Source organism: Streptomyces sp. SudanB5_2050 (assembly GCF_964272335.1).
GTDB lineage: Bacteria > Actinomycetota > Actinomycetes > Streptomycetales > Streptomycetaceae > Streptomyces > Streptomyces rochei.
This window is the reverse complement of record NZ_OZ186760.1, coordinates 7,429,388-7,449,321: the sequence shown is the minus strand read 5'-3', so window position 1 is coordinate 7,449,321 and position 19,934 is coordinate 7,429,388. Positions and strand designations below refer to the sequence as shown.

The following is a 19,934-nucleotide window of genomic DNA, read 5'->3' as shown; positions in this document are numbered from 1 at the left end:
GCTGGCGGCTGGCGGCTGGCGGTCGGCGGTCGGCGCGGCCCTTCAGCGAGAAGGCGGGACGACCATGAGCGACGACCGGCGGACCGACCGCACCCCCGCGACCGACGAGGAGACGCACCGCCGGCTCACCGAGCGGGCGGCCGCGCTCCGGCGCGAGATCGCCGCCGCGGAGGCGCGGGAGGAGGAGCTGCGCGCCGACTGCCTGCTGGACGCGGCGGACGCCGGCGCGGAGGCCGAGGCGCTGGAGCGGCACCGCGAGGGGACGCGGCGCGCGCACGAACTCCTGGCCGGGACCGAAGCCGCCCTGGCCCGCCTGGACACCGGCGCCTTCGGGCGCTGCGTGCGGTGCGGGGAGGCCATCGGTGCCGAGCGCCTGCACGCCTTCCCCCACGTCGAACGGTGCCTGCGGTGCGAGGCGCGGAGCGGGACGCGCACCCGCTGAGTCCGCCGGGCGGCACCGCTTCCCCGGCCTCCGGCACCCGGCGGCACGCGGATCGCGGATCGCGCGGCGGGGACCGGTCCCGGGGCGCGCCGGGCACCTGTGGCACGCCCCCTCCCGGCACGCCGGCCACGGGGCGTACGGCGCGCGGCACCGGGCCGGCCGCCCCCGAGTCCCGCAGCGCGGTCCGCCCGGTCGCCCCCGATCCGTGGCGCCGCCCCGGCCGACCGTGCGCAGGCGCGCCGCGTAGCGTCCCCGTATGGAACAACCGCCTCTCCCCCAGCGTCCGTCGGTCCCCGCCCGGCACCGGTCCCGGGACCTCGGCATCGTGATCGGGACCTCCGCTCCCGGCCCGCTCGACGCGATCACCGACGTGCCCGGCGTCCGCGTCGGACACGCCACCGTGCGCCGTGAGCCCGACGTGCACAGCGGCGTCACCGCCGTGGTGCCCGACCGGGTCGGACCCCACACTCCCCTGGCGGCCGGGGTGTTCACCGGCAACGGTTACGGCAAGCTCGTCGGCACCACCCAACTCGCCGAACTCGGCGCCCTGGAGACCCCGATACTGCTCACCTCCACCCTGTCGGCCTTCCGCGTCGCCGACGCCCTGGTCGGCTGGATGCTCCAACGGCCCGGGTGCGAGGAGGTGCTGAGCCTGAATCCCGTGGTGGGCGAGTGCAACGACGGCCTGCTGTCCGACATCCGCTCCCGGCCGGTGCGCGAGGAACACGTGCGGGCGGCCCTCGACACGGCTTCGGACGGTCCGGTCGCGGAGGGGTGTGTGGGCGCGGGCACGGGCACCGTCGCGCTGGGCTTCAAGGCCGGCATCGGCACCGCGTCCCGCGTCGTGGACCTCGGGGGCCACCGCTTCACCGCCGGCGTCCTGGTCCAGGCGAACTTCGGGGGCACGCTGCGGGTGCTCGGCCGTGTGATCACCCCGCGGTCCCTGGGTGTCGAGGGCCAGGCACCGGACCCCGGCACCGGCTCCTGCGTGGTCGTGGTGGCCACGGACGCCCCGCTGGACGCCCGGCGGCTGACCCGCGCAGCCCGGCGCGCGGTGTTCGCGCTGGCCCGCACCGGCGCGGCCTACAGTCACGGCAGCGGGGACTACGCCGTCGCGTTCAGTACGGCGGCCCCCTCGGCCGTCCCGGTGGCGGACGCGGAACTCGGCCCGCTCTTCGAGGCGGTGCTCGACGGCGTGGAGGAGGCGGTGCTCAACTCCCTGCTCGCGGCCACCACGACCACCGGCTTCGGCGGACGCACCGTTCCGGCGCTCCCGGCCGACGCCCTGCTCACCGCCCTCGGCGCTCCCCCGCGGACACCGCCCCGTTGACCGGACGCCGCGCACAACCGCCGGTTACCACCGGGTAGTCATACGGCGACCCTTGCTATAAGGTCCGTCAACAAGGAGACTGTGTTACCGACGGTAATAGCAGTGGAGGGCGAGGACCGTCCCGACCCGACTCGAGGAGCCCCTGCATGGCCATCAACATCACGCGGCCACGGACCAAGAGCCACACCCCGGAGGAGGGCGTCGCGCGCCGGCTGCTCGACTCGTCCGCGCAGCTCTCGTACGACCCGCTCACCGAGGTCGACTGGGAGACTCCGCTCGACGAGGACTTCCACGGCGCGAGCCCGGAGTGGAGCACCCTCTACGGGACCCCCTACTGGGCGGAGCTGACCGAGGCCCAGCGCAAGGCCCTGACACGTCAGGAAGCCGCCTCGGTGGCCAGCACCGGCATCTGGTTCGAGATGATCCTCCAGCAGATGGTGCTGCGGGACATCTACGCGAAGGACCCCACGGACGACACCTTCCAGTGGGCCCTGACCGAGATAGCCGACGAGTGCCGCCACTCGATCATGTTCGCCCGCGGCGCGAAGAAGCTCGGAGCGCCGGCCTACCGCCCGCACCGCGTGGCCGTGGAACTCGGCAGGCTCTTCAAGACCGTCGCGTTCGGCGAGGCGGCGTACGCGGCGATCCTGGTCGCCGAAGAGGTCCTCGACGTGATGCAGCGGGACTGGATGCGCGACGAGCGGGTGGTGCCGTTCGTCCGCACCATCAACAACATCCACGTCGTGGAGGAGTCGCGGCACATGAAGTTCGCCCGCGACGAGACACGCAAGCACCTCGCGCGCGCCGGACGGCTGCGCCGCCGGATCCACGCCCTGCTCATCGCGGTGGCCGCCTACGTCATCGTGACCAGCATGGTGAACCGGAAGGTCTACGCCAACGCCGGACTCGACGAGGAGCGCGCGGTCCGCGAGGCGAAGGCCAACGAGCACCACGCGTCGATGATGCGCTCCAGCTGCGCGGGGCTGATGACCTTCCTCGACTCCGTGGGTCTGCTCACCCGGCCGGCGCTGTTCTTCTACAAGCGCGCCCACCTCATCTGACGATCTCACGGCGAGCGGACGACATGACCTTCGCGATCACCCAGAACTGCTGCACCGACGCCGCCTGTGTGGCCGTCTGCCCGGTCAACTGCATCCATCCCGCGCCGGGCGAACGGGACTTCGGCACCACCGAGGCGCTGTACATCGACCCCGGGGCGTGCATCGACTGCGGCGCCTGCGCCGACGCCTGCCCGGTGGACGCCGTCCACCCGGTCGCGGAACTGACGCCGGCGCAGCAGCCGTACGCCGGGATCAACGCCGCCTACTTCGAGGGGACCGGACAGCCGGCCTCCGGGGCCGGGGCCGAGGGCGACCACGGCCCCAACTTCCACGCCTGGGGCGCGCCGTCCTTCGACCGTGTCCTGCCGGCCGACTTCGCACCGCTCAGGGTGGCGATCGTCGGCACCGGACCGGCGGGGATGTACGCCGCGGAGGACCTGCTGCTGCACACCCGTTCCGAGGTCACCCTCGTCGACCGGCTCCCCGCGCCGGGCGGGCTGATCCGGTACGGCGTGGCGCCCGACCATCCGGCCACGAAGCGGATCGGCGAGACCTTCGCCCGGTTCCACACGCACCCGCGGGTGCGCCTGCACCTCGGGCTCGACGTGGGCACCCACATCACGGCCGACGAACTCGCCGCGCACCACGACGCGGTGATCTACGCCGTGGGCGCGGCCTCCGACCGGCGCCTGGGCATACCGGGCGAGGACCTGCCCGGCAGCATCGCCGCGACCACGTTCGTCGCCTGGTACAACGCGCACCCGGAAGTCGCCCCCGACGCCGTCGACCTCTCCTCGGACCGCGTCGTCGTGGTCGGCAACGGCAACGTCGCGCTCGACGTCGCCCGCATCCTGGTCTCCGACCCCGACTCACTGGCCGGCACCGCCATCGCGGGCCACGCGCTGGAGGAACTGCGCCGCAGCAAGGTACGCGAGGTGGTGCTGCTGGGACGCCGGGGCCCGGAGCACGCCGCGTGCACCGGCACCGAACTGCTCGCGCTGAAGAACCTCCCGGGGGTCGATCTGGTCGTGGACGACCACGACGCGCGGATCGGCACGGCGATCGACGCGGCCGGTGCGGCCGGTGCGGCCGGTGCGGCCCACAAGGCCGGTCTGTTCCAGGACGTGCCGCGCGAGGCCGTCGACTGGTCCGCGCCCCCACGGACGGCGGGTGGTCGGCGTCGCATCGTCTTCCGCTTCCACTCCGAGCCGCTGGCGCTGCACGGGGACGGGCATCTCCGGGCCGTACGGGTCACCTCGGGCGCCGGGGATGCCCGGGGAGCCGGGGAAGCCGGGGAACAAGAGATCCCGGCGGGCCTGGCGCTGCGGGCGATCGGGTACCGGGGAGTGCCCCAGGCGGGGCTGCCGTTCGACGAGGAGTCGGGCACCGTCCCGCACGAGGGCGGACGGGTGACCGGCCGGCCCGGCACGTACGTCGTGGGCTGGATCAAACGGGGGCCGTCGGGCGGCATCGGCACGAACCGCCGCTGCGCGGCCGAGACGGTGGGCACCCTGCTCGCCGACGCGGTCGCCGGACGGCTGCCGGCGCCCACCGGAGGGGCGAGGGCGTTCCGCCGGCTGGCGCGCCGCCGCCGCTGACGCGGCCGAGCCACGGGGAGGCACGCGGCGACGGGAGTCCTCCGTCCGGCCCGCACGCCGGTGCGGACGGGCCGGTGGCGCCGCCCGGCGCCCCGGACGCGGACGCGGCCCTCCGGTGCCCTCGGGCCATCCGACGGCGGTATCGGCGGGTGGTTGCCTGGCGGTACCGCCTGCCGGTACCGCCGGACGGCGCGCGGTCCGCCTCAGGCCGCCTGGGCCGACGTCTCGTGCCGCCAGAATCCCGAGAACGTGATGCGGTCCTTGGGCAGTCCCAGGCGGTGCAGGTGCTTGCGCCCCTCGGTGGCCAGGGTCGACTCACCGACGACGAAGGCGTACGCCGTCGGGGCGACGGAGGCGATCCGCAGCACCTCGTCGAGCGCCGCCGCACCGGGCACCGCCCTGGGGTCCCGGCGTACCACCCAGGAGACGGTCACTCCGGCCGGGGCGTCCAGGGGGCGCCTGTCGCCCGCGGTGGGCACCTCCTGGACGACCCGGCCCACGGTGTCGCGGGGCAGCGAGCGCAGGATGCCCGCGGTGGCCGGCAGTCCCGTCTCGTCGGCCACCACGAGGACCTCGGAGGCGTCGTGCGGGCGGTCGAACAGGACGCCCTGGTCGAGGACGGCGAGGGCGTCGCCCGGGCGGGCGGCGCAGGCCCAGACGGCCGCCCTGCCCTCGACGGCTCCGGCGGCGTCGCGGTGCACCACGAAGTCGATGTCCATCTCGGCGCTCTCCCGGCGGAAGTCGGCGACCGAGTAGTTGGCGCAGTGCGGCCGCTCCCGCTCGGGGATCTCCAGATAAGGCTGCCACCAGCGGGTGCCCGTGAACTCCGGCAGGCGCAGCCCGCTCTGGTGGGGCAGCTGCAGGAACAGGCGGAACCAGTGGTCGTAGCCCAGCCACGGGAACTCGCCCAGTTCGTCACCGGTGACCGTCACCCGGTGCATCGACGGGGAGACGCGTGCGGTGCGCACGACGCGGGCACGGAACATCCTGGGATTCTGCGGCACCAGCCGCCGGACCTTCGCCATGCGAGAAGGTTAGCCTAAGCTAACTCGCCCTCGGGCTAGTCCTCGACGACCAGCGCGGGCGTGGACCTGGTGAGCACCTCGCCGCGGAAGAAGGCGGGGCTGCGCCGGCCCATCACGGCCATGATGACCACGCCGAGCAGGAGCAGTCCCACGCCGATGACGAACACCGAGCCGACGCCGAGGACCGAGGAACCGCTTCCGTAGGCGGGGTCCCACATGTCGGCGAGGGTCTTGGCGAAGACGGCGGCGAGCAGCAGCCCGCCGAGGACGGGGAAGACCCCCTTGAAGAGGAGGTCACGGCCGGACCGCAGCAGGTCGCCGCGGAAGTACCAGGCACAGGCGAAGGCCGTCAGGGCGTAGTAGAAGCAGATCATCAGGCCGAGCGCGTAGATCGTGTCGACCAGTACGTGCTCGCTGACCAGCGTCATCACCGTGTAGAAGACCCCGGTGGCGACACCGGCGGTCACCGTGGCCCGGCCCGGCGTGCGGAAGCGGGGGTGCACCTTCGCGTAGGAGGCGGGCAGCGCCTCGTACGTCGACATGGCGAGCACCGTGCGGGCCACCGGGATGAAGGTGGTCTGCAGACTGGCGGCGGCCGACGACAGCACCGCGACGAAGAGCAGGACGCCCAGCGCGGGACCCATGACCGGCCCGGCGAGCGCGGCGAAGACGTTGTCCGAGGTCTCGGGGTTGGCCAGCCCCAGCCCCTGGTCGCCGGAGCCCACGACCATCTGGGCGGCGACTCCCGTGGCCAGGTAGGAGCCGACGAGCACCACCATGGCGACGAGCGCCGCGCGTCCCGGCGTGCGGCTGCTGCCGCTGGTCTCCTCGTTGGCGGTGAGACAGGCGTCCCAGCCCCAGTACATGAAGATCGACAGCGAGAGGCCGGCCGTGAAGGCGGCGAACGACTGCACGGCGAAGGGGTTCAGCCAGGACCAGGAGAACTCGGCCGAGGTGGCGAACTCGGCGTCGCCCGCCTTGCTGAAGGCCATGGCGACGAACACCGCCAGCACCAGCAGCTGCAGGCCGACCAGCGTGTACTGCAGGCCCTTGGTCGCCGTCATCCCGCGGTAGCTGACCACGGTGGCGAGCGCGATCAGCGCCAGACAGGTCACGATGTGCACGGCCTTGTTCCCGTCCAGCGCCGCGACCGAGTCGCTGCCCGTGATCTCCCCGGCGAGCAGCCAGAAGTAGGAGGTGGCGACACCGGCCAGGTTCGAGAGCACGATGATCGTGGCGATGACCAGGCCCCAGCCGCACATCCAGCCCACCCGGGGGCCGAACGCCTTGACCGTCCAGGTGAAGGAGGTGCCGCAGTCCGGCATGGCCTTGTTCAGCTCGCGGTAGGCGAAGGCGACGAGCAGCATCGGCAGGAATCCCGCGAGGAACACGGCCGGCATCTGCACGCCGACCTCGCCGGCGGTGGACCCGAGGGTCGAGGTGAGGCAGTAGACCGGGGCCACCGTGGAGACCCCGATGACCGCGCTGCCCAGCAGTCCCACGGAATTGCCGCTGAGGCCCTTGGTCCGCATGCCTTCGGCGGTGGCTCCGTCGCCCGTGTCGTCGGCCCCGGGCCTTACGTCCAGCTGAGTCATGAACGAGACGTTAAATCCTGCGGTTTCCGTGGTTCCGGTTCCCTGCGCCACTCCCCCACCAGCACGTTTCACCATGGTTTACCGGGTGTTGATGACCATTCAACCTTTACTTCGAAGACGCTTCCCCCTCCATGGCCACTGATCTCGACAGCCGGGCCGAGGCTGTCCGATATCCGGTTATCGCAGCACTGGCCGATTCCCGGCGTTCTGACTTTTCCATGCGATCTGCGTCACACCCGGGTGAGGGCGCCCGGCAGGCGGCCCGCGGGGTCGCCTACTCACCCGGCCGACCGGTCGCGCCGCCCTCCGTGGGCCGGGGCGGACCCGGGGGCGTTCCGGCGCTCAGATGCTGCAGCGCCTCGACCAGTTCCTGACAGGCGCGCTCCACCGAGCGACGGGTGTGGAGCTGCTCGCTGATGACGGAGGAGAGCAGCAGGGCGGTGAGCGCCATGGTGCCGTTGAACGCCTGAAGCTTCACCATCACCTCGACGTCGGTCAGCCGCCCGAAGGAGCCCGTGTGGTCGCCCGCCGCGACGGTCGCCATGACGGAGGCGAACAGGGCGCACGGCATGCTGCCCGCCAACTGGAAGCGGAGCGCGGCCCAGATCAGCAGCGGATACACCAGGAACAGCATGCTGACCCGGCTGTACACGGCCAGCGGCACCACCACGCCCGCGACCAGGACGAAGACGGCCGCCTCGGCCCACCGGTCGCGCGGAGGCGCCCGGCGCGCGCGGTAGAGCAGGAGCAGCAGCGGGGTGACGATGACGACGCCCATGGCGTCGCCCACCCACCAGGCCAGCCAGACGAACCAGACGTCGCCCGCGGGCAGCTTGCCGCCGAGGGCGAGCATGCCGACGCCCGCTCCGGAGCTGACCAGCATGGCGGCGAGCGCCCCGAGGAAGACGAGGGCCACGCCGTCGCGGATGCGGGCCAGGTCCGTGCGGAAGCCCACGGCGCGCAGCATCAGGTACGCGCAGACCGGGGCGGCCGTGTTGCCGGCCACCACCCCGATCGCGGCCGGCCCCGGAGGGGTGATGGAGGCGACGACGAGCAGGGCGCCGACGGCGATGCCCGGCACGCACGCGGGGCCGAACAGGAGCAGACAAGTGACCGCCAGACCGGTGGGCGGCCAGATGGGGGTGACCACGGCCCCTTCCGCGACCAGCTGCTGCATGAGCCCGAGCCGTCCCGCCGCGTAGTAGCAGGCGGCGACGAGCAGCGTCCCGAGAGCGAGGACGACCGGCCGGGGCCACGCGCGAATACCCACCACAGCAGCCATCAGACACCGCCCGCACCGTGTCGGCGAGGCGGACTGGCCCTACGAGGGAACGGCGCGCGTGTCGTGGCCCACGACGAGCACGGCCGCGTCGTCGTCGTGCCCCACCAGTTCGGCGTTCTTCAGCACGGCCGCCGCGAGCGCCGGGGCGTCCATGCCGGCGACGGCCGCGATGCCCGCCAGCCGCACGACCCGGCGCAGGCCGTCGTCGACGCTCAGCGCGGGTCCCTCGACGACGCCGTCGGTGAGCAGGACGAACACGCCGCCCAGCGCGAGCCGGTAGCGGGTGACGGGGTACTCGACTCCGCTTATGACGCCCAGCGGCGGTCCCCCTTCGTCGTCGGAGACCCCCGCCTTGCCGTCGGCGGTGGCCCAGACGCAGGGGATGTGTCCGGCCCGTGCGCTCTCCATGACTCCGGTGGCCGGGTCGAACCGCATGAAGGTGCAGGTGGCGAAGAGGTCCTTGCCCAGGGACAGGACGAGGTCGTTCGTGCGGGCGAGGAGGTCTCCGGGGTCGCCCGTCACCGAGGCCAGCGCGCGCAGCCCGGCCCGCACCTGTCCCATGAACGCCGCCGCGTCGATGGCGTGTCCCTGGACGTCGCCGACCGAGAGGCCGACCCGGCCGTCGGGGAGCATGAAGGCGTCGTACCAGTCACCGCCCACGTTGAGCCCGGCGTAGGCGGGCGCGTACCGGGCGGCGAGGTGGAAGCCGGGGATCACGGGCAGGTCGGCGGGGAGCATGTCGCGTTGCAGGGCGATGGCGAGTTCCACCTGGGAGCGCCGCAGCTCGGCCAGCTCCCGCGCGCGCGTGGTCAGCGTCGCGAGTCGGTGCAGCAGCTCCTCGCTGTCAGGTGCCGGGCGCTTGCGGAACATCGACCGCTCCGGGGTCTCGCACGGACCGGCCGGCTGCGCCGCACTGCTCTGCCCGCATGATCCGATCCGCCCGTCCTTGGCCGGAGGGCACCACCCTGTGCCCCGAACACCGCAAGTCTCGCACCTGCCCGCGGGGCGGGCACACCGAGCGTTCCCAGGGAGGCGGGCGCACACCCGTGCCGGCCCGGACCGCCCCGCCGGGTTCAGTCGAAGGTCTCGACGTACTCCTGCGGCGGACCCAGCTCCGGACCTTCCCGCAGTTCCAGGTGATCGCCCGCCCGCTCCAGTTCGAGGACGGTGAGGGTGTTGTCGCCGGCGGTGGTCAGGGGCGCGGGCAGATAGAGGGTGGTCTGCGGTCCCGCGTTCCAGTAGCGGCCGAGCAGGAAGCCGTTGATCCACACGAAGCCCTTGTGGAAACCGGGCAGGGCGAGGAAGGTGTCGCTCGCTCCGTCGGCGGTGAAGGCGGCCGTGGCGAATCCCGCCCCGCCCGCCGTACCGGGAGACGCCGGTGTGTTCGCGGCGGCCGGTGGCGAGGCGGCGGCGGCCCGCTCCAGCCGCTCGGGGGTCCACTCGTCCAGGGGCAGTGGGCGCATGGTCCACCCGTGCACCCGTCGGCGGTCGATCTGCACCGCGCCGAGGATGCCCTTGCCCTGTCCGAGCAGTGGGCCGTAGTTGATGCGGCCCTGGTTCTCGACCAGCAGTTCGAGGCGGACGGGCCGCCCCGTCCCGTGGAGGTCGAGCGTGCCCGTCTCACGGTCGATGATCCCGGCCGGCGCTCCGTCGACGAAGACCTGTGCCCGGTCGTGGAGACCGCGGACGCCCAGGACGACGCGGCCGTGCGGCAGCACGGGGTGCGCGCGGTAGAGGACGAGCCCGGCGGACAGTCCCAGTTCGCCGAATCCGAGCGGGTCGGACGCGTGCACGGGCTCGCTCGCCGCCTCCAGCCCGGGCAGCAGGCCCGCACGGGCGGTGACCGGCAGGGTGCGGGCGGGCAGGAGCGAGGGCGGCTCGGGCAGCGGCCGCGGCGGCCGGCCGTTGACGGAGTGGAGCAGGTCGCGCATCCGGTGGAACTTCTCCGTCAGGGCGCCGTGCTCGGCGATCGGCGCGTCGGAGTCGTAGCTGGTGACCGTGGGCTGGATGGCTCCGTCCGCGTGGTTGGCGCCGGCCCAGAGGCCGAAGTTGGTGCCGCCGTGCGCCGGGTAGAGGCTGACGGAGCCGCCCTCGGCGAGGATCTCGGACAGGGTGGCCATCGCGCTCTCGGGTGAGCGGGTGTGGTGCTTCTCGCCCCAGTGGTCGAACCAGCCGTTCCAGAACTCCGCGCACACGAACGGTTCCCCGTCCCGGCGCGAGCGCAGCAGACGGGCGGCCTCGGTGGCGCGCGAGCCGAAGGTGGCCGCCGCCAGCACCCCGGGGAGGGTGCCGCCGTCGAGCATCAGCTCGGTGGGGCCGTCGGCGGTGTAGCACAGCTCGGTGATGCCGCGCGCGGTCAGGGCGTCGTGCACCCACCGGACGTAGGCGTGGTCGTCGCCGTAGCTGCCGTACTCGTTCTCGACCTGGACGGCGACGACGGGTCCGCCTCGGACGGCCTGGAGCTCCGCGATCCGGGGGACGAGGACGTCGAACCAGCGGGCGACCTCGTCGAGGTAGGGCGGGTGGGAGGAGCGCAGCCGCATGCCGGGCCGGTCGGTGAGCCAGGCCGGCAGACCGCCGTTGTCCCACTCGGCGCAGATGTAGGGCCCGGGGCGCAGGACGACGTCCAGTCCGGTGTCCGCGGCGAGGGCCGCGAAGCGCTCGACGTCCCGCCAGCCGTCGAAGCGGTACTCGCCCGGCCGCCGCTCGTGGAAGTTCCAGGCGATGTAGGTGTCCACCGTGTTCAGGCCCATCGCCGCGAGACGGGCCAGGCGGTCGGCCCACTGCCGGGGGTGCACCCGGAAGTAGTGCATCGACCCCGCCAGGACCCGGTGCGGTCGGCCGTCGCGCAGCAGCTCGCCGTCCGGATGGGTCAGCAGGGCGGTCGGCGCCGGGCCGTTCACTCGGCGACTCCCGCCGTCCGCGTACGCGTGTCGGGCACGGCCTCTCCTCGTGGATGCGTGGGCGGGTACGGGCGGGGCGGGTGGCACCTCCGCCCGTGGCCGGAACTATGGCACACAATGTTATCGATGCCAATGCGGTGCGAGCCCCGGTCCCGACCCGGCCGGTATCATCCGGAGCGCCTACGCGAGAGAGGACCCCATGGAGACGGCGAAGGGTGCGGGGGCGACCGGACGGGCGCCCGGCATGACGGACGTGGCCCGGGTCGCGGGGGTCTCCGCGCAGACCGTCTCGCGCGCCCTGTCCGGCCACCCCAACGTCCGCGCGGAGACCCGCGCCAAGGTGCTCGCCGCCGTCGAACAGCTCGGCTACCGCAAGAACAGCGCCGCGGGGACGCTGTCCTCCGGACGCAGCCGGACCATCGGCGTGGTGACCCTGCAGACGACGTTCTACTCACGCGTGACCCTGACCTACGGCATCGAGCAGGCGGCCCGCGCCGCCGGCTGGTCCGTGGTCACCGCCTCCACCGAGTCGCTCGACACCTCCGTCGTCGAGGCGGCGCTCACCCGCCTCGCCGACCAGGGCGTCGAGGGCATCGTCCTCGCCATTCCGCTGATCCGCGTCAGCCCGCGCATCGAGCAGCTGACCCGGTCGCTGCCCACCGTGACGGTGGACGGCTCCCGCACCGCCGCCTCGGAGGTGGTCGCCGTCGACCAGGTGGAGGCCGCCCGGCTGGCCACGCGTCATCTGCTCGACCTCGGGCACGAGACGGTCTGGCACGTGGCCGGGCCCGACGCGTGGCTGGACGCGCAGAGCCGGCTCACGGGCTGGCAGGAGACGCTGGAGGCCGAGGGCCGCGCCGTCCCGCCCGTCCTCACCGGTGACTGGACACCGGCGTCGGGGTACCGCAACGGTCTCGTGCTGGCCCGGATCCCGGAGGTGACCGCGGTCTTCGCCGCCAGCGACGAGATGGCCTTCGGCATCGTCCGGGCGCTGCACGAGTCCGGCCGCGAGGTGCCCCGGGACGTGTCGGTGGTCGGGGTCGACGACATCGATCTGGCCGCGTACTGCTCACCGTCGCTGACGACGGTCTCCCAGTCCTTCACGGAGATGGGCGCGCTGGCCTTCCGTCATCTGCTGCGCCACATAGAGGACCCGGCGGCCGGACCGGAACCCGCCTCGGTCGAGCCCAGGCTGGTCGTACGCGCGAGCACCGCCCCGGCCGCCGGCCGTACGGGCTGAACCGGGACGGTGCGTACCGGCTGAACCGGGACGGTGCGCGCACCGGCTCAGCCCCGGGTGCCCGGCGGGAAGCCGGAGGGCGGATCGACCGGTGTGCCGAGGACACGCATCTCCGCCGCCGCCGCGAACGGCTGCCCGTTGAGCGCGTCGAGGGCGGTGAAGCGGACGTAGGAGGCGCGCACCGGGTCGAAGGTGACGCGCTGCATGTCCCGCGCGTCCACGAGCGACCCCTCGGCCACCGTCGTCCACTCCCGGCCGTCGTGGGAGACGGCGACCCGGTAGTCCTTGACCCGTCCGTTCGGCCCGCCGCTCTGCCGGCCGAGGTAGCCGAAGCCGTCCACCCGGGACTGGCCGTCCAGCTTCAGGGTCACCCAGTGCGGATAGGGCGCGTCGGCCTCCGTGTAGTCGGTGTGCCAGATGGTCGCCGGATCGCCGTCGAGCACGTTGCCGACCGGACCCTCCGCGCTGCCGGAGGAGCGGTTCTCCGAATCGGCCGTCGCCGACATCGAGGCCGGTGAGAGCACCGGAACGTCGGAGACGGCGGCGCCGGCGCGTGCCGTGACGGTCTTGGTGACGCCGAGGTCGTCGTAGACGGCTGTCGCCCGCCAGGCGGCCGTGGTGCCCGCCGCGCTCTCGGGCGGGGTGAGCAGCCAGCTGGTCGTGACGGTCTCGCCGGGGGCGACCGAGTCGAAGAGGTTCCCGTCCTTCTCCTTCACCTCGACCTTCCAGCCTGCCGGAACGCCCTCCATGCTGACGGCGACGTTCACCGCGTCGGTCGCCTCGTGGTTGGTGAAGGCCGTCCGGTACTCGCCGGGCGAGCCGGGGCCGAGGTCGGCGCCGACGGGAGCGGTCACACGGGCGCAGGCCGGGCCGCCCTCCACGGGTCCCAGGTCCTCGACGCGGAAGTCGTCGAGGACGAAGTCCGTGCCCGCGGCCCCGCCGAGCTTGCGCAGCCCGACCCAGGTGTCACCGCAGCCGGCGACGATCTCCCCGGTGTACGTGGCGGTGTCCAGGGCGGGATCGAAGGTCTCCCGGGTGATCTCCCGGGCCTCGGTCCTCCCGTCGGCGACGGTGTCCGCGCCGGTCACCCAGGCCCACTGCCCCGGCACGTTGGTCTGGTAGCGGAAGGACACGGCGTACTTGTGCCCGGCCTCGAAGGGCACGGTCGCGGGGACCGTGCGGTACACCAGCCCCGTGTTCTCCGCGTGCGACTTGAGCGAGTGGCCGCCGCCGATCACGTCGTCGACCGCCTTGCCGTCGAGGGCCCCGTCGTCGTACGGCTGATGGCTGTTCTTCCACTCCTTCTGGGTGTAGGGCGCGTGCAGTTCGCTGATGCTGGTGCGGGGGTCGGTGACGCCTCCGGCGTCTCCCTTGACGAACGGGCCCCAGCCGGGCTGGTTGCCCTCGAAGTCGTGGCGCGCGATCACCCCGCTGTCGGGTGGCGGCAGCGGCGCGGTGGTGTCGGGCATGACCCGCACGTCGTCCAGGACGACGGCCGCCGCGCCCGGCTCGGCCGCGAGGGAGACCGTCGCCTCGCCGCTCGCCGGGGCGGTGAAGGCGACGGAGGCCCGCTGGGAGTAGGTGTCGCGCTTCTCGTCGGAAGCGGTCCAGTTGCGTGCCGGGGTGATGTCGAAGGTGTTCTCGGCCGGCTCGTCGGCTCCGTCCACGCTCAGCGTGGTGGCGCGCCGGTGCCCCGGCGCGATCTCCACGTCGGCGCTCAGCGTGTACCGCTCGCCGGGCGTCAGGCCGCCCACCCGCTGGGAGAGGCCGGAGGCGTCCGTGCCGAGCCGGGCCACGTTGTCGCCGTTGTCGGCCCGTGCCACGCTCGCACCGCCCCGCGGATGCCAGGCGTCCAGGTCGCCGGCGTTGAACCCGGGGTCGACGAGGCCGGTGCCCTCGCCGTAGCGCGGGTCCGTGTGCGGCGCCTTTCCGCCGCGGGGCACCAGGACGTACGGCCGGTCCGGCTCGGCGGTCAGCGTCACCCGCCCGTCCTTCGCGCGTACCCGGGTGGCGTCCGTACGGCCCTGGTCGGTGAGGGCGTGGAGCGTGAACTCCTCCGTGCCGGCGAACTGCCGCGTGAGGTCGAAGGTGTGCGTGCCGCCGGAGGCGCTGTAGTAATACATCTTGTCGGCGTCGCTGGGCGACGAGGTCCCGTCCTTCTTGTCCGCGCGGCCCCAGGGCAGCAGGTAGGTGTCACCGTCGAGGACCACCGCGTCGTCCATGGTGACGCGGCGCTTCCCGTCGTCCCTGGTCACGGTGACGCCGCCGGTCAGGCGTGCGCGCGTGCCGAAGTCCCAGTCCATCACCTCGTAGTGCTGGAGGAACTTGGTCGGCAGGTTGTCGGTCCAGATGGTGCGGTGGAAGGCGTCCCAGTCGTCCTGTCCGGTCCAGCCCTCGAACTCCTTGATGCTGGTGCCGCCCAGCAGCGGGTCGACGTTCCACACGTCGCGGTCGGAGTGGGCGATGAAGCGCACGATGTTCGAGTTGATGCCCTTGTTGGTCGCGCCGCCGTAGTCCTTGTCGCTCGCCCAGTGCGACCAGATCGAGGCGCCCTCGAACTTGTACGCCCACTCGGTGGTGACCTCGAAGCCCATCGTGCGCAGTTCTGCGGCGAGTTCGTCGGCCAGCCAGCCGCTGGAGTAGTAGACGTCGATGTAGACGCTCCTCAGCCGCGGGTGGTCCTCGCGCAGTTGCCGGAAGCGGTCCAGGACGGCGCCGGTGCCCAGGTCCGTGCGCTGGTCGATGTGGTACGCCTGGTTGAGCCAGTTCCACCCCATCCCCTGGCCCTTGATCAGCACGTCGCTGAAGTTCTCGGCCTGCGGGTACGCCTCGGTGGCGTTGACGTGGACGGCGAAGTCCGCGTTGTAGTCGGCGCCCTTGCGGATCAGCTCGTCGAGTTCGGCGCGTCCGCCCGCCCGGACGTTCTCGTTGCCCCCGTAGTCCGGGTGGCCGGAGTCGTGCCCCTCGCTCGCGTACCCCTTCTCCAGGACCCACTGGCCGAGGTCGTCCGTCGCCATGGAGATCCGTTTGACGTTGTCGAGGGTCTTGAGGAAGGGGTTGGTCGCCTGGCTCGCGAAGTTGAACGGGATGTGCTGGACGACCCGTTCGGGCACCCGGTCGGCGCCCAGCGGGCGGGGCATGGCGTCGCGGTGGGCGATGGCGGCGTCCTGCCAGTCGACCCGGCTGTCGCCGTTGGCGTCCGCGGCGAGGACGACGGTGGTCCTCGGCAGCTCGTAGCGGGCGACGCGCCGGTCCTGGGCGCCCTCGGGCGCGTACGTGTAGTCGCCGACGGACAGTTCGGCGCGGCGTGCGCCGTCGCCCGCGTCCACGATCCGCGACTGGAGCCGGCTGTTCCCGTTGCCGTTGTCGCCCTGCGGGGAGTCCTCGGTCGCGTTGGTGATCAGGCCGGCCGCCAGTCCGTCGTGGGAGACGAAGCCGTAGGGCGTGCCGACCGGCGCCTTGTCGGGCTCGGTGGCGGCGGTGATCTCGATGAAGCGGTCGGCGGTGGTCGTGGAGTCGGTCGAGATCTTCGTGCGCGCCAGGCTCGCTCCCCGGTCCCCGGAGTCGACGGAGACCAGTGACTGGTCGGGGACGGCCAGTTCGCGGACGGTGCCGGCGGCGCTGCCGGAGATCTTCTCGACGGCGAAGACGACGGTCCGGCGGTCGGTGACGGTGATGCCGGTGGTCAGGGTGAGGCCCGGAAGATCGGCGAAGGTCGAGGTGTAGGTGGCCTTGTGCCGGCCGGCCTTCATGGTCGTACGCGCCTTGTGGGCCTTGCCGTTGACGGTGAACGTGTCCAGGACCTCCGCCCTGCCGTCCAGCCGGCGGCCGTCGAGGTCGTACGAGACGACCTGCGGGAACTCCTCGGCGACGCGCACGGTCAGTCCGCCGCGCGACAGCACCACCGGGGTCGCCGGGTCCTCGGGCTCGGGCGGTGGGGCCGGTTCCCACACGGCGGTCGCGTCCGCGGGGGCGGCGGGCGGCCCGGAATCCGCGTGGGCCGGTGTGGCAGCGGTCGACAACACGCTCGCGACCAGCATCGCGCCGACCGCGGCGGCCATCCCCGGTCTCCACCGGGCCGTACGCCGGGGAGTCGGGGGGCGGGGCGTCCGGGAGGTGCGGCGCGTTCGAGTCGATCGGGGTGAACGGGGTGATCGGGGCGCTCTGGGTTCTCGCAGGTTCATCGCTACCATCCAGCGGCTCCTCGGGACGGCCGGCACCGCCGACCGGAGAACACGGGGACCATAGTGGAATTGGCATCGATAACACCAGAGCGCGTCAGGGGACGCGGTGGATTCGGCGGGCCGAGGGCGCCCGGCCCGCCGACGTCATCGCGCCGTAGCGTGCCGGGTCAGCCGAGGGCGCCCGTGCGGGCCTGCCGCCACAGGTCGACACCGGCGACGGCCACCGCGTGCTCGTCGATCTCGGCGAGTTCCTCCTCGCTGAAGGCGAGGTTGTCCAGCGCGGCCACGTTCTGTTCCAGCTGCTCGGTGCGGGAGGCGCCGACGACCAGGGAGGTCACGCGCGGGTCGCGCAGGGCCCAGGCGAGCGCCATCTGGGCCAGGCTCTGGCCCCGGCGGGCGGCGATGTCGTTCAGGGCGCGCAGCCGCCGGAGCGTGTCCTCGTCGAGCCAGTCGGCGGAGAAGGACTTGCCCTGGGTGGCGCGGGACCCTTCGGGGACCCCGCCGAGGTAGCGGCCGGTGAGCAGGCCCTGGGCGAGGGCGGTGAAGCCGATGACGCCGAAGCCCTCGTCGGCCGCGGCGTCCAGCAGTCCCTCGGTCTCGATCCAGCGGTTGAGCATGTTGTACGAGGGCTGGTGGATCAGCAGCGGGGTGCCCAGGTCGCGCAGGATCGCCGCCGCCTGCCGGGAGCGCTCGGCGTCGTAGGACGAGATGCCGACGTAGAGGGCCTTGCCCTGGCGCACCGCGGTGTCCAGCGCCGTCATGGTCTCCTCCAGCGGCGTGGAGGCGTCCAGGCGGTGGGAGTAGAAGATGTCGACGTAGTCGAGCCCCATGCGCGCGAGGGACTGGTCGAGGGAGGCGAGGAGGTACTTGCGGGAGCCGCCGCCCTGGCCGTAGGGGCCGGGCCACATGTCCCAGCCGGCCTTGGTGGAGATCACCAGCTCGTCCCGGTACGGAGCCAGGTCCTGGCGCAGGATCCGGCCGAAGTTGATCTCCGCGGCGCCGTAGGGCGGGCCGTAGTTGTTGGCCAGGTCGTGGTGGGTGATGCCGAGGTCGAAGGCGCGCAGGGCGATCTCCCGCTGCGTCTCGAACGGCTTGTCGTCGCCGAAGTTGTGCCAGTAGCCGAGCGACAGCACGGGCAGGTCGAGACCGGAACGTCCGGTGCGGCGGTAGAGCATGGTGCCGTCGTACCGGCCGGGGTCGGCGACGTGGTTCATGAACGTTCTCCGTGGTGCGAAGGATGGGGCGCGGTCCGTGACGACGGACGCCGCGTCATCATCGCGCGGGGCCCGTGCGGCAGTCCAACAAGAACCGCTCATGACATTCAGCACCGCCGCTTCTCGACGCGGGCGACGGCTCGGACCCGCATCCGGTCTTCCGGTCTTCGGCGGGCCCGACCGGGGAACACGGTCGCTGACATTCCCGTACGACGGACAGGAGGCCGGCATGGCGGACGATCAGCGCGACCGGCAGGACCCCACCCAGCAGTACCCCCGGCCCGACTTCCCGGCGCAGGACCAGCCGCACCCCGGCTGGAGCGGGCCGATGGACCCGCCGCCCGACCACGGGGAGGAGTCGTACCGCGGGTCGGGCCGGCTGGAGGGCCGCAGGACCGTCATCACGGGCGGGGACTCCGGCATCGGCCGCGCGGTGGCCCTGGCCTTCGCCCGGGAGGGCGCCGACGTGCTGTTCACCTACCTCGAACAGGAGGAGGGCGAGGCGCGGGAGACCGCGCGGCTCGTGGAGGACGCCGGGCGCAAGGCCGTGGCCGTCTCCTGCGACATCCGCGAGGAGGACCGGTGCCGGGCGCTCATCGACCGGGCGGTCGGGGAGTTCGGCGGCATCGACGTCCTGGTGAACAACGCGGCGTACCAGATGGCGCAGCCGGACGGCATCGAGGCGATCCCGACGGAGCAGTTCGACCGGGTGATGCGGACCAACCTCTACGGCATGTTCTGGCTGACCAAGTTCGCGTTGCCGCACATCCCGGCGGGAGGCAGCGTCATCAACACCACGTCGGTGCAGGCGTACAAGCCGAGCCCGCACCTGTTGGACTACGCGATGACCAAGGGCGCGATCGTGACCTTCACGCAGGGCCTCGCCCAGATGGTCGCCGACCGGGGCATCCGGGTGAACGCGGTGGCGCCGGGCCCGGTGTGGACCCCCCTGATCCCGGCGACCTTGCCGGACACGGCCGAGTTCGGCAAGCAGAGCCCGTTGGGCCGCCCCGCCCAGCCGGCCGAGCTGGCACCGGCGTACGTCTACCTCGCCTCCCAGGAGGCGAGCTACGTGACCGCGGAGATCCTGAACGCGACGGGTGGGACGCCGCTGCCCTGAGCCCCGGGTCCGGGGACGCTCCCGCCTTTCGCGCCGGCCGACGAGGCCGGTGCGAAAGGCGGGAGCGGAGGCCGGTACCGGAGGCAGTCCGGCTTCGTGCAACGGCAAGCCGGGCCGGCGAAGGGGGCCGCGGGAGCGGTCCGGTCGCGACAGCGCAGACAGGCACCCGACCCTGTCGCAGATGGTCACCGGTCAGTCCATGTACCACCAAAAGCGGAGATCGGCAGTTCAGGGACATTCATGGTGGTTCTCTGGGACGCGACCGCTCGGAGGCTTTCGTCTTGCCCCGCTCGGTCACGCAGAGCATTCATGGGGCCAGGCCCGCGGAGACCGGGCCGTAGAAGACAGGTGATGTGCATGCGAGATGAGGCCGCCAAGCGGGTCGAGCTGGTCTTCTCCCTCTTCGACGCCAACGGCAACGGAGTCATCGACTCCGACGACTTCGACCTGATGACCGACCGTGTCGTTGCGGCGGCGGTCGGGTCGGACGACAGCGCCAAGGCCGCCGTCCGGGCCGCGTTCCGCCGCTACTGGACCACGCTGGCCACCGAACTGGACACCGACGGCGACGGCGTGATCACCGTGGAGGAGTTCCGTCCGTTCGTACTCGATCCCGAACGCTTCGGTCCCACCATCGCCGAGTTCGCTCGGGCACTTTCCGCGCTCGGCGATCCCGACGGGGACGGGCTGATCGAGCGTCCCCTCTTCGTCGCGCTGATGAAGGCGATCGGTTTCGAGGAAGCGAACATCCACGCGCTGTTCGACGCCTTCGCCCCGGACGCCGCGGACCGCATCACCGTGGCCGCGTGGGCCTCCGGCATCGAGGACTACTACGCGCCGGACCTGGCCGGGATCCCGGGCGACCGGCTGGTGACTGCCCGGACCGCCTGACACCGCTCGTCAGCGGCGTCCCCGGGCGCGGGCGGCAAGCGCGGCCGGC

General features: G+C 72.7%; 14 protein-coding genes. 7 read left to right on the top strand and 7 right to left on the bottom strand.

Annotated features, from left to right (window positions below):
- Positions 1-64: 64 nt before the first annotated feature.
- The 4 genes from ACFZP7_RS32610 (at position 65) to ACFZP7_RS32595 (ending at position 4,431) form a co-directional block, all read left to right on the top strand.
- Entirely contained in the window at positions 65-442 is a 378-nt protein-coding gene (locus ACFZP7_RS32610) for a TraR/DksA family transcriptional regulator (RefSeq protein WP_385637672.1), read from the top strand.
- A 256-nt stretch (positions 443-698) separates the two neighbouring features.
- Positions 699-1,772 (top strand): P1 family peptidase, encoded by a 1,074-nt coding sequence (locus ACFZP7_RS32605; protein WP_385637669.1) that lies wholly within the window; start codon positions 699-701, stop codon positions 1,770-1,772.
- Between the two features lie 146 nt (positions 1,773-1,918).
- Positions 1,919-2,833, top strand: a complete 915-nt coding sequence (locus ACFZP7_RS32600; RefSeq protein ID WP_019328148.1) for a diiron oxygenase — start codon at positions 1,919-1,921, stop codon at positions 2,831-2,833.
- Between the two features lie 23 nt (positions 2,834-2,856).
- Entirely contained in the window at positions 2,857-4,431 is a 1,575-nt protein-coding gene (locus ACFZP7_RS32595; RefSeq protein ID WP_385637667.1) for an FAD-dependent oxidoreductase, read from the top strand.
- A gap of 203 nt (positions 4,432-4,634) precedes the next feature.
- Here the strand turns inward: ACFZP7_RS32595 and ACFZP7_RS32590 are convergent, their stop codons facing one another.
- The 5 genes from ACFZP7_RS32590 to ACFZP7_RS32570 form a co-directional block, all read right to left on the bottom strand.
- Positions 4,635-5,456 carry a siderophore-interacting protein gene (locus ACFZP7_RS32590; RefSeq protein ID WP_385637664.1) on the bottom strand — a complete coding sequence of 274 codons (822 nt, stop codon included), beginning with the start codon at positions 5,454-5,456 and terminating at the stop codon, positions 4,635-4,637.
- A 35-nt stretch (positions 5,457-5,491) separates the two neighbouring features.
- On the bottom strand, positions 5,492-7,051 hold the full coding sequence (locus tag ACFZP7_RS32585) for an APC family permease (protein WP_019328145.1): 1,560 nt from the start codon (positions 7,049-7,051) through the stop codon (positions 5,492-5,494).
- Positions 7,052-7,325: 274 nt separating this feature from the next.
- Entirely contained in the window at positions 7,326-8,333 is a 1,008-nt protein-coding gene (locus ACFZP7_RS32580; RefSeq protein ID WP_051850831.1) for an MASE1 domain-containing protein, read from the bottom strand.
- Between the two features lie 39 nt (positions 8,334-8,372).
- Positions 8,373-9,203: a PP2C family protein-serine/threonine phosphatase gene (locus ACFZP7_RS32575; protein ID WP_385637661.1), complete on the bottom strand. Its 831-nt coding sequence runs from the start codon at positions 9,201-9,203 to the stop codon at positions 8,373-8,375.
- 203 nt (positions 9,204-9,406) lie between these two features.
- Positions 9,407-11,236 carry a glycoside hydrolase family 35 protein gene (locus ACFZP7_RS32570; RefSeq protein WP_385637659.1) on the bottom strand — a complete coding sequence of 610 codons (1,830 nt, stop codon included), beginning with the start codon at positions 11,234-11,236 and terminating at the stop codon, positions 9,407-9,409.
- Between the two features lie 199 nt (positions 11,237-11,435).
- Between ACFZP7_RS32570 and ACFZP7_RS32565 the strand changes: the two genes are divergently transcribed.
- Positions 11,436-12,476, top strand: coding sequence for a LacI family DNA-binding transcriptional regulator (locus ACFZP7_RS32565; protein ID WP_030974160.1), 1,041 nt, complete (start codon positions 11,436-11,438; stop codon positions 12,474-12,476).
- 47 nt (positions 12,477-12,523) lie between these two features.
- Here ACFZP7_RS32565 and ACFZP7_RS32560 read toward each other — a convergent pair whose 3' ends face one another.
- Positions 12,524-16,537, bottom strand: a complete 4,014-nt coding sequence (locus ACFZP7_RS32560; RefSeq protein WP_385637657.1) for an endo-alpha-N-acetylgalactosaminidase family protein — start codon at positions 16,535-16,537, stop codon at positions 12,524-12,526.
- A gap of 290 nt (positions 16,538-16,827) precedes the next feature.
- Positions 16,828-17,874: an L-glyceraldehyde 3-phosphate reductase gene (gene mgrA / locus ACFZP7_RS32555; protein ID WP_385637654.1), complete on the bottom strand. Its 1,047-nt coding sequence runs from the start codon at positions 17,872-17,874 to the stop codon at positions 16,828-16,830.
- Between the two features lie 229 nt (positions 17,875-18,103).
- Between mgrA and ACFZP7_RS32550 the strand changes: the two genes are divergently transcribed.
- Together ACFZP7_RS32550 and ACFZP7_RS32545 are read left to right on the top strand one after the other, a co-directional pair.
- Complete coding sequence (locus tag ACFZP7_RS32550) at positions 18,104-18,994, top strand: SDR family oxidoreductase (protein WP_030974155.1); 891 nt, start codon at positions 18,104-18,106, stop codon at positions 18,992-18,994.
- A 357-nt stretch (positions 18,995-19,351) separates the two neighbouring features.
- Positions 19,352-19,885, top strand: a complete 534-nt coding sequence (locus ACFZP7_RS32545) for an EF-hand domain-containing protein (protein WP_385637651.1) — start codon at positions 19,352-19,354, stop codon at positions 19,883-19,885.
- Positions 19,886-19,934 lie beyond the last annotated feature (49 nt).

Excerpts from the sequence above, each read along its gene's own strand:
- ACFZP7_RS32610 (WP_385637672.1), top strand. The coding sequence starts at position 65 with ATGAGCGACGACCGGCGGACCGACCGCACCCCCGCGACCGACGAGGAG.
- ACFZP7_RS32605 (WP_385637669.1), top strand. The coding sequence starts at position 699 with ATGGAACAACCGCCTCTCCCCCAGCGTCCGTCGGTCCCCGCCCGGCAC.
- ACFZP7_RS32600 (WP_019328148.1), top strand. The coding sequence starts at position 1,919 with ATGGCCATCAACATCACGCGGCCACGGACCAAGAGCCACACCCCGGAG.
- ACFZP7_RS32595 (WP_385637667.1), top strand. The coding sequence starts at position 2,857 with ATGACCTTCGCGATCACCCAGAACTGCTGCACCGACGCCGCCTGTGTG.
- ACFZP7_RS32590 (WP_385637664.1), bottom strand. The coding sequence starts at position 5,456 with ATGGCGAAGGTCCGGCGGCTGGTGCCGCAGAATCCCAGGATGTTCCGT.
- ACFZP7_RS32585 (WP_019328145.1), bottom strand. The coding sequence starts at position 7,051 with ATGACTCAGCTGGACGTAAGGCCCGGGGCCGACGACACGGGCGACGGA.
- ACFZP7_RS32580 (WP_051850831.1), bottom strand. The coding sequence starts at position 8,333 with ATGGCTGCTGTGGTGGGTATTCGCGCGTGGCCCCGGCCGGTCGTCCTC.
- ACFZP7_RS32575 (WP_385637661.1), bottom strand. The coding sequence starts at position 9,203 with ATGTTCCGCAAGCGCCCGGCACCTGACAGCGAGGAGCTGCTGCACCGA.
- ACFZP7_RS32565 (WP_030974160.1), top strand. The coding sequence starts at position 11,436 with ATGGAGACGGCGAAGGGTGCGGGGGCGACCGGACGGGCGCCCGGCATG.
- ACFZP7_RS32560 (WP_385637657.1), bottom strand. The coding sequence starts at position 16,537 with ATGGCCGCCGCGGTCGGCGCGATGCTGGTCGCGAGCGTGTTGTCGACC.
- mgrA (WP_385637654.1), bottom strand. The coding sequence starts at position 17,874 with ATGAACCACGTCGCCGACCCCGGCCGGTACGACGGCACCATGCTCTAC.
- ACFZP7_RS32550 (WP_030974155.1), top strand. The coding sequence starts at position 18,104 with ATGGCGGACGATCAGCGCGACCGGCAGGACCCCACCCAGCAGTACCCC.
- ACFZP7_RS32545 (WP_385637651.1), top strand. The coding sequence starts at position 19,352 with ATGCGAGATGAGGCCGCCAAGCGGGTCGAGCTGGTCTTCTCCCTCTTC.